At 71.2% G+C, this 11480-nt stretch carries 15 protein-coding genes; 5 read left to right on the top strand and 10 right to left on the bottom strand.

The features are described from left to right. Positions 1–199 precede the first annotated feature (199 nt). Complete coding sequence (locus tag AX676_RS03320; RefSeq protein WP_066480564.1) at positions 200–1399, bottom strand: penicillin-binding protein activator; 1200 nt, start codon at positions 1397–1399, stop codon at positions 200–202. A 12-nt stretch (positions 1400–1411) separates the two neighbouring features. On the opposite strand from AX676_RS03320, the gene rsmI reads away from it, so the two are divergent. Together rsmI and AX676_RS03310 are read left to right on the top strand one after the other, a co-directional pair. Then, a complete protein-coding gene (gene rsmI, locus AX676_RS03315) occupies positions 1412–2251 on the top strand; it encodes a 16S rRNA (cytidine(1402)-2'-O)-methyltransferase (protein WP_066480565.1) in 840 nt (279 codons plus the stop codon). Further along, positions 2248–2601 carry a YraN family protein gene (locus AX676_RS03310; protein ID WP_066480566.1) on the top strand — a complete coding sequence of 118 codons (354 nt, stop codon included), beginning with the start codon at positions 2248–2250 and terminating at the stop codon, positions 2599–2601. Before rsmI ends, AX676_RS03310 begins: the two co-directional genes overlap by 4 nt. A 37-nt stretch (positions 2602–2638) precedes the next feature. Here AX676_RS03310 and AX676_RS03305 read toward each other — a convergent pair whose 3' ends face one another. After that, positions 2639–3346, bottom strand: coding sequence for an SIMPL domain-containing protein (locus AX676_RS03305; protein WP_066480572.1), 708 nt, complete (start codon positions 3344–3346; stop codon positions 2639–2641). 105 nt (positions 3347–3451) lie between these two features. Between AX676_RS03305 and AX676_RS03300 the strand changes: the two genes are divergently transcribed. The 3 genes from AX676_RS03300 to AX676_RS03290 are packed head-to-tail and all read left to right on the top strand — an operon-like array spanning position 3452 to position 5076. Beyond that, the gene (locus AX676_RS03300; RefSeq protein ID WP_066480574.1) at positions 3452–3886 is read left to right on the top strand and encodes a VOC family protein; all 435 of its coding nucleotides are present in this window, start codon (positions 3452–3454) and stop codon (positions 3884–3886) included. Further along, positions 3886–4626 carry a hydroxyacylglutathione hydrolase gene (gloB, locus tag AX676_RS03295; RefSeq protein WP_066480576.1) on the top strand — a complete coding sequence of 247 codons (741 nt, stop codon included), beginning with the start codon at positions 3886–3888 and terminating at the stop codon, positions 4624–4626. The genes AX676_RS03300 and gloB overlap by 1 nt, the downstream gene beginning before the upstream one ends. A gap of 42 nt (positions 4627–4668) precedes the next feature. Next, on the top strand, positions 4669–5076 hold the full coding sequence (locus tag AX676_RS03290) for a hypothetical protein (RefSeq protein WP_231726099.1): 408 nt from the start codon (positions 4669–4671) through the stop codon (positions 5074–5076). A 7-nt stretch (positions 5077–5083) separates the two neighbouring features. Here the strand turns inward: AX676_RS03290 and AX676_RS03285 are convergent, their stop codons facing one another. Genes AX676_RS03285 through ubiB form a run of 8 tightly spaced genes read right to left on the bottom strand, consistent with a single transcriptional unit; the run spans position 5084 to position 11468 of the window. Continuing rightward, positions 5084–5410 carry a DsrE family protein gene (locus AX676_RS03285; protein ID WP_066480577.1) on the bottom strand — a complete coding sequence of 109 codons (327 nt, stop codon included), beginning with the start codon at positions 5408–5410 and terminating at the stop codon, positions 5084–5086. Then, on the bottom strand, positions 5389–6162 hold the full coding sequence (locus tag AX676_RS03280) for a HesA/MoeB/ThiF family protein (RefSeq protein ID WP_066480643.1): 774 nt from the start codon (positions 6160–6162) through the stop codon (positions 5389–5391). Before AX676_RS03280 ends, AX676_RS03285 begins: the two co-directional genes overlap by 22 nt. A gap of 5 nt (positions 6163–6167) precedes the next feature. Continuing rightward, entirely contained in the window at positions 6168–6575 is a 408-nt protein-coding gene (locus AX676_RS03275; protein ID WP_066480578.1) for a hypothetical protein, read from the bottom strand. Beyond that, positions 6572–7024 carry a dUTP diphosphatase gene (gene dut, locus AX676_RS03270; protein WP_066480579.1) on the bottom strand — a complete coding sequence of 151 codons (453 nt, stop codon included), beginning with the start codon at positions 7022–7024 and terminating at the stop codon, positions 6572–6574. The genes AX676_RS03275 and dut overlap by 4 nt, the downstream gene beginning before the upstream one ends. Then, a complete protein-coding gene (locus AX676_RS03265) occupies positions 7021–7839 on the bottom strand; it encodes an alpha/beta hydrolase (protein WP_156437764.1) in 819 nt (272 codons plus the stop codon). Before AX676_RS03265 ends, dut begins: the two co-directional genes overlap by 4 nt. Beyond that, a complete protein-coding gene (gene coaBC / locus AX676_RS03260) occupies positions 7829–9007 on the bottom strand; it encodes a bifunctional phosphopantothenoylcysteine decarboxylase/phosphopantothenate--cysteine ligase CoaBC (RefSeq protein WP_066480580.1) in 1179 nt (392 codons plus the stop codon). Before coaBC ends, AX676_RS03265 begins: the two co-directional genes overlap by 11 nt. After that, entirely contained in the window at positions 9004–9933 is a 930-nt protein-coding gene (locus tag AX676_RS03255) for a hypothetical protein (protein WP_066544086.1), read from the bottom strand. The genes coaBC and AX676_RS03255 overlap by 4 nt, the downstream gene beginning before the upstream one ends. After that, the gene (gene ubiB, locus AX676_RS03250; RefSeq protein ID WP_066481902.1) at positions 9933–11468 is read right to left on the bottom strand and encodes a 2-polyprenylphenol 6-hydroxylase; all 1536 of its coding nucleotides are present in this window, start codon (positions 11466–11468) and stop codon (positions 9933–9935) included. Before ubiB ends, AX676_RS03255 begins: the two co-directional genes overlap by 1 nt. Positions 11469–11480 lie beyond the last annotated feature (12 nt).

Here is an 11480-nt window from a genome sequence, read left to right as displayed (position 1 = left end):
GGGGAGGGGTTGGGGTGGGGGCCATCAAAACGAGCGGCACGTGGTCGACAGACCCCACCCCCTGCCCCTCCGCTGAAGGGGTGGGGTGAGCCGTCTCCCTTGCGAACCGCTGTCAGTGTTGCAACGCCGCGCGGCGCTGGCGGCACCGTGGACCCCGGCACGAGGCCGGGGTGACGCGACGAGGGCGATGGCCGCGTCGTTACTTCCCGAAACTCTTCGGCGCGGGCGACACGGTCACGATCGATCCGCCGCGCACTTCCTGAACCTCCAGCGCGCGTTCGGCGATGCCGTCGCGGCCGAAGCGGAACGCCCCGTCGAGGCCGGCAAATCCGTCCGCCTCGCGCAGCCGCGCTTCGGGGAAGGGCGTGCCGACGCGCCAGTCGCGCGCGATCCGCACGGTCAGCAGGACCGAATCATAGCCCAGGCTCGCGAGGCGATAGGGCGCGGCGTTGAAGCGCGCGCGATATTTGGTCGCGAACTGGCGATAGAGCGTGTCGGACACGCTGGCGAACCACGACCCGTTGAGCGCGGTGCGCCCGCCGATGCCGGTGTCGGTGTTCCACAATTCGGTGCCGAGGATGCGGGCGTTGGCGCTGCCCGACTTGCGGATCGCGGGGACCGCCAGCGCCGCAGTGCCGGCTGCGTCCGCGATCAGCACCGCCTGATAGGGCGATGCCCGCGACAGGCGGGTGACCGCGGCGGTGATCGATCCCTGGCTGCGGTCATAGGTCTGGAGCGAGACGACCTGGCCGCCGGCATCCTCGACCGCGCGCAGGAAGGTGGTCGACGCGCGTTCGCCATAGAGACCGCTGGGCATCAGCCCGGCAAAGCTGGTGATGCCGGTGCCGCGCGCATGATCGACGACGCGCTCGATCGACTGGGCGGGCGAATAGCCCATGATGTAGGTGCCGTCGCCGGCCACTCCGGTGTCGTTGGAATAGCTGAGCACCGGCACGTTGGCGCGCCTCGCGATCGGCGCGATCGCGCGCGCGTCTTCGGACAGGAGCGGCCCGAGGATCAGGCGGTTGCCGTCCGCGATCGCGCGGTTCGCCGCCGCCACCGCGCCGCCGGCGGCCGCGGTGTCATAGCTGGTGATGCGCACGATCTCACTGCGCGTGTCGAGCAGGGCGAGCTGGGTCGCGTTGGCGATCGACTGGCCGACGCGCGCGTTGGTGCCGGTCAGTGGCACGAGCAGCGCGACGCGGTGGCGCTGGCTGTCCTCCGGGATGCCGGGGCCGACCGGGCGCGGATCGGTCGGGCGCGTCGGCTGGGGCGGCGGCTGGTCGGGCACGCCGCGCGGCACCAGTGTCTGACAGCCCGACAGGATCATCGCGCCCGCGACCGCGATGATGCGCAGGATCCCGATCCGACGTTGCGGTTTCACCATACCCTCTGCCATGACAACTCCCGGATGAACGCCCCTCTCACTCCCGGCCTCTATATCGTGGCGACGCCGATCGGCAATCTCGGTGATCTGAGCCCGCGCGCGGCCGAGGTGCTGTGCGGTGCCGACGTGATCGCGGTGGAGGACAGCCGGGTCACCGCCGGCCTGCTGCGTCATATCGGCGCGAAGGTGCGGATGACCCCCTATCACGATCATAATGCCGAAGCCGTGCGGCCGGGGCTGATCGCGCGGATGGGCAGCGAGGTCGTGGCGCTGGTGTCGGATGCGGGCACGCCGCTGATCTCCGATCCCGGCTACAAACTTGTGCGCGACGCGCGTGCGGCGGGGCATGCCGTGGTAACGATTCCCGGGCCGTGCGCGGCGATCGCGGCGCTGACGCTCGCGGGGCTGCCGACCGATCGCTTCCTGTTCATGGGCTTCCTGCCCGCCAAGGCCGGCGCGCGGAGTGAAACCATCGGCGAGGTGGCGGGGGTGCGTGCGACGCTGATCTTCTACGAATCGGGACCACGGCTGGCGGCAACTCTGGCCACGCTGGCCGAGGGACTCGGCGACCGCGAGGCAGGGGTGGCGCGCGAGATCACCAAGAAGTTCGAGGAGTGCGTGACCGGCACGCTGAGCGGGCTTGCCGCGCGCTACGCCGATGCGCCGCCCAGGGGCGAGATCGTGATCGTCGTCGCCCCGCCCGGCGATGCGCCGCCCGCGACGGCCGAGGACGCCGACGCCGCGCTCGCCGAGGCGATGACCCGCCTGTCGCCCGGCCAGGCGGCGAGCGAGGTCGCCCGGAAACTGGGCGTCGACCGCCGCGCGCTCTATGCGCGCGCGATGGCGATGAAGCCGCGCGCGTGAGGGACCGCCACGCGGCCGAGGCGCGGGGGCGGCGGGGCGAGACGATCGCCGCCTGGTATCTGCGCCTGAAGGGCTGGCGCATCCTCGACCAGCGGGTGCGGACGCGGGTGGGCGAGGTCGACCTGATCGCCCGTCGCGGCGGGCTGATCGCGTTCGTCGAGGTGAAGACGCGCGCGAGCGATGCCGAGCTCGACCTGGCGATCGACGAGCGGCGGCTGGCGCGCGTTGCGGCGGCAGCCGATCTGCTGCTGCCGCGCTATGCGGTCAATGGCGAGGATGTGAGGATCGACGTCATCCTGATCGTGCCGGGTCGCGTGCCGCGCCACATCGAACATGCGTGGATGGGCTGAACCGCGCGGATCGATCACGACGCGCGCCCGGCGGCGGTCAGTTCAGGTAGAAGTCGACCGTCGTCACCACGCGCACCTTCTTGAACGGGCTGTCGCCGCCTTCGCCGCCGCCGTCGCGCTCGTCGATGGTGAAATAGCCCTGAGTCGCGCTCTTGATGCCGCCGACGCCGGTGCCGCTGTCGCGGGCGAACTGTTCGGCGGCCTTGCGCGCGTCGCGCGTCGCGTCGGCAACCATGGCGGGCTTCACGTCGTTGAGGCGGGTGAAGCTGTAGCGCATGCCGCTGCCTTCCTGCAGCGTGACGCCGCGCCGTACCAGCTCGAACTGGCGGGCGACCGCAGCCCGCGCGCGGCGGATGTCGTTGGTGCGCAACAGCATCCGTTGGTTGATCGTGATCGTCAGCACGCCGTTGCTGAAATACTGGTTCACCCCCGCCCCGGTCGGCGTGATCGCGCTGGCGGGAAAACCGAGCCGGCGGAAATAGGCCTCGAGCTCGCGCGTGTCGGCATCGACATCGGCCTGGACCGCGGCCAGGTCGGTGCCGGTCGCCGAATAGCTGATCGCCCAGGTGGCGAGATCGGCGGTCACATCGCGTTCGGCCAGCCCGCGCACCGTCACCGACCGGTCGGCGCTGCGCGCGCGACGCAATCCGTCGCCGAGCAGGAAGCCGCCCGCGACCAGTCCGAGCGCGACGATCGCCGCCGCCAGCACCATCATCCGCCCTGAAAACCCAGACCCCTCGGCCATGTCCCGTCCTTCCCTTCCGTCGTTCCGCCACCTATCTTGGCGGAGTCCGCGCTACGGCATCATAGATGAACCGTGCATGATCGTCGACGAGTTGAAAGGGTGTGCATGAAATTTCTCCACAGCATGATCCGCGTCGCCGATCCCGATGCGACGGTGACGTTCTTCAAGCTGCTGGGGCTGGAGGAAGTGCGGCGGATGGAGAACGAAGCCGGCCGGTTCACGCTGATCTTCATGGCCGCACCCGGTCAGGAAGGCGTGGCGGAGGTCGAGCTGACCTACAACTGGCCACCCGCCGACGGCAGCGCGCCCGAGAGCTATGGCGGCGGCCGCAATTTCGGCCACCTCGCCTATCGCGTCGACAATATCTACGCGACGTGCCAGCGGCTGATGGATGCGGGCGTCACGATCAACCGCCCGCCGCGCGACGGGCACATGGCGTTCGTGAAGTCGCCCGACGGCATTTCGATCGAACTGCTTCAGGCGGGGCGGCTTGAGCCTGCCGAGCCCTGGGCATCGATGCCCAACACGGGGACGTGGTGATGCCCGAAGCCGCGCTCGAGATCGTCCGCGTGCCGGTGCTGAACGACAATTATGTCTGGCTGGTGCATGACGCGGCGTCTGATGGCACCGTGGTGATCGACCCCGCGGTCGCCGAACCCGTGCTGGCGGCGGCGCAGGCGCGTGGCTGGCGGATCGGGGCGATCTGGAACACCCACTGGCACCCCGACCATATCGGCGGCAATGCCGGGATCAAGGACGCGACCGGCGCGATCGTCACCGCGCCTGCCGACGAGGCCGCGCGCATCCCGACCGCCGACCGGCTGGTCGCGGAGGGCGAGACGGTGCGGCTGGGCGATCATGTCGCCACGGTGTGGGAAGTGCCCGCGCACACCGCCGGGCACATTGCCTATCACTTTGCCGAGGACGCCGCGATCTTCGTCGGCGACACGCTGTTCGCGATGGGCTGCGGCCGGCTGTTCGAGGGTACGGCGGCGCAGATGTTCGCCAACATGCAGCGCCTGGCCGAGTTGCCCGACGACACGACCGTCTATTGCGCGCATGAGTACACCCAGTCGAACGGCCGGTTCGCGCTGTCGATCGATGGCGGTAATGCGGCGCTGGTCGCGCGGATGGCCGACGTCGACGCGGCGCGGGCGGCGGGTCAGGCGACGGTGCCGACGACGATCGGGCTGGAGCGGGCGACCAACCCGTTCCTGCGTGCCGGCAGTGTTGCGGAGCTGGCGGAACGCCGCGCGGGCAAGGACAATTTCAGGGGATAGGGCGGTGGCCGGCGCGGCCGGCGCGCGACCCCAGGCGGAGAAATGCCGATGCGCCCGTTGATGATGCTGATCCCGCTCGCCGCGTTGACGGCGGGCGCATGCACGGAAGCCGCGCCCGAGGCGCGCTACACCCGCGACAAGGCGCGGCTGGCGCGCCTGCTCGCGGGTCGGGTCGCGGGGGAACCGGTCAACTGCATCTTTCCGACCGCGTCGTCGGGGGGCACCATTTATGGTGACGACACGATCATCTATCGCGACGGCGCGCGGCTGTGGCGCACCGGGCCGGTGGGCGCTTGTCCCGGCCTACGCCCCGACGTCATCCTGGTGATCGACCGGTTCGGATCGCAGCTGTGTCGCAACGACCGTTTCCGCACGGTCGACCGGGGCGTAGGCATCCCGTCGGGGGATTGCCGCTTCGACAGCTTCACGCCCTATACCCGGGCGAAATAGCACGCGTTCAGGCGAAGACGAGCCGGTCGTCGCCAAGCGTTGCAAGCAGCCCGACCATGCCGCCCGCTTCGGCCGACGGCACGACGCCGCGAAGGTCGATGCCCGCCGCCGCCAGCCCGGACTGGCACGCGATCGTCCGGACGCCCAGTTCGTGCGCGGCGATGCGGAGTTCGCGCAGCGCGGGATCGGCGAGCACCTTCACCGCCCCGTCGTGCAGGTAGAGGCAGGTCCGGCCGCCCAGCGCCGCCGCCGCGCTCGCCAGCGTGATCGCGGCATGCGCGCGCGCCGGGTCGGCGCCCGCGACGATAACGGTCAGCCCGCGCACGTCGGACATGCCGGATCCGCAGGCACACTAAGCGTGCGGAAGCGCCAGCCGAGCAGGTCGACGAGCAGCAGCTTGCCCACGCTGTCCTCCCCGAAGGGGTGGATCGCGCGCAACGCCTCGACCGCGGCGAGCGTGCCGACGACGCCCGCCGTGGCGCCCAGCACGCCCTGATCCGCGCAACTGGTCTCCGCGCGCCCGGGATCGTCGCCGACGACGCAGCGATAGCAGGGGCGGCCCGTTTCCCAGCCGCGATAGAGCGCGACCTGCCCCTCGAACCCGCCGATTGCCGCGCTGACCAGCGGCACGCGCGCGGCGTGGGCGGCGTCGGCGACCGCCAGCCGGGTGGCGAAATTGTCGCTGCCGTCGACGACCGCGTCGACGCCGTCGAGCAGCGCGGGCAGGGTGGCCGCGTCCGCCCGGATCGCGTGTGCGTCGACCGCCACGCCGGGGTTGAGCCGCGCGATTGCGGCGGCGGCGGCATCGACCTTGCGCGCGCCGACCGCTGCGTCGCCGAACAGGATCTGGCGCTGCAGGTTGGACAGGTCGACGCGGTCGTCGTCGACGATACGCAGCCGTCCGATCCCCGCGGCTGCGAGATACTGGATCGCCGGGGTGCCGATGCCGCCGACGCCGACCACCAGCACCGTCGCGCCGCGGATGCGCCGTTGCCCGATGCCGCCGATTTCGCGAAGAATTAGGTGACGGGCGTAGCGATCAAGTTCATCATCGGCGAGCTCGGGGCCGGGTGAGGGTGCCGCCATCGCCGCTACCATTCGAAGACGAGCGTCGCGCGATACCAGCCGGTCGTGCGCGCCATGCGCTGGGTCAGGTTGTTGCGGGCATAGCTGACGACGATCCCGGCGGCATATTGCTCGACCGTCACGCAGTCGATCGCGTGCGGGATGGTGGCGCGGACCATGCCGTCTTGAACCAGCACCGCGACATCGGCGCGCACCACGCTGCGCCCGCCTTCGATCGCGGGTGGCGGGCATCGACCCGACCGGCTTTCCCCGGCGACATAGGCGGTCATTTCGGGCGCGATGGTCAGCGGCACGCGAAAGTCGAGCTGGGGCAGCGCATCCCACTGGATGCGCCCGGCGGGCCTATCGCCCTGGCCGCCCTGCATCGCAAGCATGAGTGCGAGCAGGGGACCCGCCGAGGGGACGATCGTCATCTGCCCGTGGAGCCGAAACCGCCGCTGCCGCGGGCGGTTTCGTCCAGCGTGGCGACTTCGTCCAGGGTGGCGCGCTGCACGGGGGCGGGGACGAGCTGGGCGATCCGCTCGCCGCGCACCACCTCGAACGGCGCATCGCCCAGATTGGCGAGGATCACCTTCACCTCGCCGCGATAATCGCTGTCGATCGTGCCGGGGGTGTTGAGGCAGGTAATGCCGTGCTTTAGCGCCAGCCCCGAGCGCGGGCGCACCTGGACCTCATAGCCCTCCGGGATGGCGAAGGCGAAACCCGTCGCCACCGCGTGGCGCGCGCCGGGGGCGAGCGTCAGGCTTTCGGCGGCGACGACATCCATCCCGGCGGCGCCCGACGTCGCATAGACGGGCATCGGCAGGCCGGCGCCATGCGCGAGCCGCTGGACGGCGATCCGGATCGGGGCGGGCGGTGTCATCGTGGCGGTTCCTGTCCGGTGGCGAGCTGCACGGCGGCGTCGACCAGCGCGGGGTCGCCCGCCAGATCGTGGCCCTTGCTGGGCAGGATGCGGAAATCGGTGTCGATGCCGCGCAGCGCCAGCGCCTCGGCATAGGCGCGCAGCAGCGACGGCGGGGTTTCGCGATCATCGCTGCCGACGATCAGCACCGCACGGAGCCCCGGCGCGACGCCGCCAGCGGTCTGCAGCGGGTCGAGGCTGGCCACGGGCTGGGTCCAGCCGCCGGCGGGGTCCGCCTTCGCCCGGAGCGCGCGCCATTCGGGCAGCGCGCACGGGCATGCCGCCAGCACCATCGCGCCGACCAGTTGGGGCCGGGTGCCGGCCAGATTGGCGACCGCGGCCGCGCCGGTGCCGATGCCGATCACGATCGGCCGCATGTCGGGGTGGCGCTGTTCGACATCGCGGATCGTCGCGGCCAGCAGGGCAAGGCGGTCGGCGGTCAGGTCGTCGCCATTGCCACGGCCTGCGTCGCCCGGCGAGGCGCGATCGGATGCAGCCTGATGGCCCGCGCGCAGGACCAGTATGGCGCGGCTTCCCGGCACGCGCGCGACAAGCGCCTGCGCCAGCGCGCGCTCGGCAATCCGCGTTTCGGCTCCGGGACGCGCGCTGACCAGGATGAACAGCGCCTTGCCGGTGCCGCGCGCGGGGCCGAAGCGTTCGGTCAGCAACAGCGTCGGCGGCGCATCGGTCACCGGCCGCGCTGCCGGGGCGGTCATGCACCCGGCAAGCAGCATCAGCGCCAGCAACGCGCCTGCGCGGCGGATGTCAAAGCGCATCGGCGATCCGTGCCGCCAGCCGCGCGGCGACCTCCTCCTTCGACAGGTCGGGCCAGGAGTCGACGCCGTCGGCGGAAATCAGGTGGACGGCGTTACGCGCGCCGCCCATCACGTCACCCGACACGTCGTTGGCGACAATCCAGTCGGCATTCTTGCGCACGCGCTTGTCGGCGGCATGGTCGAGCACGCCATGGGTTTCGGCGGCAAAGCCGATCAGCAGCCCCGGCCGCGCGCTGCTCGCGCCGAGTTCGGCCAGAATGTCGGGATTGGGGACGAGCGCAAGCGTCGGCGGCTGCGCGCCCTTCTTGATCTTGAGGCCGGCGGCGTCGGCGACGTGCCAGTCCGCGACCGCGGCGACCATCACGGCCGCGTCGGCGGGCAGCGCCGCGATCACCGCGTCGCGCATCTCGCGCGCGGTCATCACGTCGATCCGGTCGACGCCGGGCGGCGCGGGCAGCGCGACCGGGCCGGCGACCAGCGTGACGCGTGCGCCCAGTGCCGCGAGCGCGCCGGCAATCGCGAACCCCTGCTTGCCCGACGAACGATTGGCGATGTAGCGTACCGGATCGATCGGCTCGTGCGTCGGGCCGGCGGTGACCACCACATGCCGCCCGGCCAGCCGCCCGTCCGCGCCGCCGGCCAGCTTCGTTTCGATGGCATCGGCGATCGCCTGCGGCTCGGGCAGGCGCCCGGGGCCGTACTCGCCGCACGCCATCGCGCCCTCGTCGGGGTCGAGGACCTGCACCCCGTCGGCGACGAGCCGCGCGACGTTGCGCCGGGTTGCCGGATGCAGCCACATCCGCACGTTCATCGCCGGCGCGATCAGCACCGGCTTGTCGGTGGCAAGCAGCAGCGTGGTGGCGAGATCGTCGGCATGGCCCCCCGCCATGCGCGCGATCAGGTCGGCGGTCGCAGGGGCGACGACGACCAGGTCGGCCTGGCGGCTGAGCTGGATATGGCCCATCTCCGCCTCGTCCTTGAGATCCCACAGGTCGGTATAGACCGGGTTCTCGGACAGCGCGGCGAGCGTCATCGGCGTGACGAACTGCTGGCCGGCCCGGGTCACGACACAGGTGACGTCATGCCCGGCGCGGCGGAGCAGGCGGATGAGCTCGCATGCCTTGTAGGCCGCGATGCCACCCCCGACGATCAGCAGGATGCGCTTCATCGCGTGACCCTGTGCACCCGCACGCGCCGCATGTCGAGTATCGCGCGGGCAAGGTCGCGGATCAGGTCGGGCAGGAACGCGCCGCCAACGAGCCGCAGCGGGCTGGCCTGCACGAACGCGTCGAATGCCGCCGCCGCGCCCGTCAGCGGAAGCCAGTCGTCGCGCAGCGGGTCGACCGGCCCGGTGACGTCGGCGACCGCCGCTGCGTGAACGCCCAGCACGGCGGCGAGCACGAGCAGCGTCGCGCCCCACACCAGCGCCTCGCGCCGGTCACGGTCATGGAGCGCGGCCAGCGCCATCACGATCGGGTAGAGCGCGGCCAGTTCGCGGATCATCAACGCCATCGTCGCATAGCCCGCCGCCTCGACCGCGCGGCCGGGCCGCCAGCGCGCCATCGACAAGGCGATCAGGGTCCCCGCCCAGGCTTCGGGCCACAGATGCAGATCGCTGATCGTGAACAGCGTCAGCCCGCTGGCCAGCAGCGCCATCGCGGTGAACAAGCCAAGGCGCGCGCGGAACGCGGCCTGGAGCCGGTACGCCCAGGCGAAACCGGCGAGTCCCGCGACCAGCCAATAGGCCATCCGAACCAGATCGGCCGGGACGGCGGCGTGGAGGACGTTGAGCGTCGGCAGATGAAAGGCCGTGAACGGCCGGAGCGGCAGCCCGGCCTCGCGCAGCCGCCGCGCGGTCACCGGATAATAGCTCTCGCCGCCGCGCATCGCGTCGGTGATCGACTGGTTGAGCTCGATCGCGTCGCGCGCGCCGGCGGCCGCGCCGACGTTTTCCGGGGGCGACACACCGGCGAGCAGCAGGCAGCACAGCATCACCGCCAGGACGATGCCCAGCGCGGGCCGGCGTCCGATATGCGCATAGCGCCCCGGCACGCCCAGCCAGAGCGCGGCGCGGCGCGGGGCCGCCGATGCCATCAGCCCAGCAGGGCCAGCGTCGCGGCGACGCCGGCCGCCCCCGCGAGCAGCGCGACCACGACATAGCGCCAGCCGCCGCCGACGCGGACGACCTCAATCTCGCGCAGCGGCGGGGCGGGCGGCGCGCCGCCAGGGGCGGGAAAGCGATGCTCGATGTTGCGGATCAGCTCGGGCAGGCGGGCAAGCGTGCGCAGGTCGGTCATCAGCCGGTCGGCGATCGCGGCTTCGGGGCCTAGTTCGGTGCGGATCCATTCGCGCACGAACGGCGCGGCGGTTTCCCACAGGTTGACATCGGGGTCGAGCGAGGTCGCGACCCCTTCGACCATCACCATCGTCTTTTGCAGCAGCAACAGGTGCGGCTGGACCTGCATGTCGAATTCGCGGGTGATGTTGAACAGGCTGTCGAGCATCATGCCGACCGACATGTCCTTGACCGCCAGCCCGCGCATCGGTTCGCCGACCGCACGCAGCGCGGTCGCAAATTCGTCGACATTATGGTGCGGCGGCACATAGCCGGCCTCGAAATGAATCTCGGCCACGCGCGCATAGTTGCCGGTGATGAGGCCATAGAGGATTTCGGCCAGCCACACCCGCGCGCGCCGGTCGATCCGCCCCATGATGCCGAAATCAATGGCGGCGATCCGCCCGTCGGCCAGCGCGAACAAATTGCCCTGGTGCATGTCGCCGTGGAAGAACCCCTCGGCGATCGCCTGGCGCAGGAATGCCTTGACCAGCCTTTGCGACAGGCGGGGCAGATCGTGCCCGGCGGCGATCAGCGCATCGCGGCTGGACAGTTTGATCCCGTCGATCCACTCGAGCGTCAGCACGCTGCCGGTGGTGCGTTGCCAGTCGATGGCGGGAACCATGAAATCGGGCTCCGCCTTCATCCCCTCGGCCAGCTCCGACGCCGACGCCGCCTCGCGCCGCAGGTCGAGCTCGCGGATCGTCCAGCGCTTGAAGGTCTCGATCACCAGGCGCGGGCGCAGCCGGCCGGCTTCGCCGCCCATCGCCTCGACCTGGGCGGCGGCCCATTCATAGGTCTGGATCGCGTCGGCAAACTGGCGCTCGACGCCGGGGCGCAGCACCTTGACCGCGACGCGGCGACCCTCGGTCGTGACCGCGCGGTGGACCTGAGCAATCGAGGCGGCACCGATCGGGACCGGATCGATCTCGCTGAACAGCGCGTCGAGCGGCTTGCCGAAGCTGCGCATCATCGCGTCCGCAATCACCGGCCAAGGCAGAGGCGGCAGCGCATCCTGCAGCCGAAGCAGGTCGTGTGCGGCTTCCTCGCCGATCAGGTCGGGACGGGTGGCCAGCGTCTGGCCCAGCTTGATCGCGGCCGGGCCGATTGCCTGAAACGCGTCGGCATAGCGCGGCGTTGCCGGGATGCGCGCGCCGAAGCTGACGACCTGAATCAGCCGGCGGACCGGTGCCGGCGTGTTGGGATTGCGTGCGATGCCGCGCAGCGCGCCATGGCGTGCGAGGATGCGGCCCCATCTGACCAGCCGCCACAGATGCGTCGCGGGCGCCGTCACGCCGCGACCGAT

Source organism: Sphingomonas sp. CCH21-G11, from assembly GCF_001555965.1.
In the GTDB taxonomy this organism is placed as follows: domain Bacteria; phylum Pseudomonadota; class Alphaproteobacteria; order Sphingomonadales; family Sphingomonadaceae; genus Sphingomonas.
The sequence above is the reverse complement of the archived record's forward strand: the minus strand, read 5'-3'. Positions and strand labels throughout refer to the sequence as shown.

What these genes read in the sequence shown, in the direction of transcription:
- AX676_RS03320 (WP_066480564.1), bottom strand. Translation starts at nt 1,399, where the DNA reads ATGGCAGAGGGTATGGTGAAACCGCAACGTCGGATCGGGATCCTGCGC.
- rsmI (WP_066480565.1), top strand. Translation starts at nt 1,412, where the DNA reads ATGAACGCCCCTCTCACTCCCGGCCTCTATATCGTGGCGACGCCGATC.
- AX676_RS03305 (WP_066480572.1), bottom strand. Translation starts at nt 3,346, where the DNA reads ATGGCCGAGGGGTCTGGGTTTTCAGGGCGGATGATGGTGCTGGCGGCG.
- AX676_RS03300 (WP_066480574.1), top strand. Translation starts at nt 3,452, where the DNA reads ATGAAATTTCTCCACAGCATGATCCGCGTCGCCGATCCCGATGCGACG.
- gloB (WP_066480576.1), top strand. Translation starts at nt 3,886, where the DNA reads ATGCCCGAAGCCGCGCTCGAGATCGTCCGCGTGCCGGTGCTGAACGAC.
- AX676_RS03290 (WP_231726099.1), top strand. Translation starts at nt 4,669, where the DNA reads ATGCCGATGCGCCCGTTGATGATGCTGATCCCGCTCGCCGCGTTGACG.
- AX676_RS03285 (WP_066480577.1), bottom strand. Translation starts at nt 5,410, where the DNA reads ATGTCCGACGTGCGCGGGCTGACCGTTATCGTCGCGGGCGCCGACCCG.
- AX676_RS03280 (WP_066480643.1), bottom strand. Translation starts at nt 6,162, where the DNA reads ATGGCGGCACCCTCACCCGGCCCCGAGCTCGCCGATGATGAACTTGAT.
- AX676_RS03275 (WP_066480578.1), bottom strand. Translation starts at nt 6,575, where the DNA reads ATGACGATCGTCCCCTCGGCGGGTCCCCTGCTCGCACTCATGCTTGCG.
- dut (WP_066480579.1), bottom strand. Translation starts at nt 7,024, where the DNA reads ATGACACCGCCCGCCCCGATCCGGATCGCCGTCCAGCGGCTCGCGCAT.
- AX676_RS03265 (WP_156437764.1), bottom strand. Translation starts at nt 7,839, where the DNA reads ATGCGCTTTGACATCCGCCGCGCAGGCGCGTTGCTGGCGCTGATGCTG.
- coaBC (WP_066480580.1), bottom strand. Translation starts at nt 9,007, where the DNA reads ATGAAGCGCATCCTGCTGATCGTCGGGGGTGGCATCGCGGCCTACAAG.
- AX676_RS03255 (WP_066544086.1), bottom strand. Translation starts at nt 9,933, where the DNA reads ATGGCATCGGCGGCCCCGCGCCGCGCCGCGCTCTGGCTGGGCGTGCCG.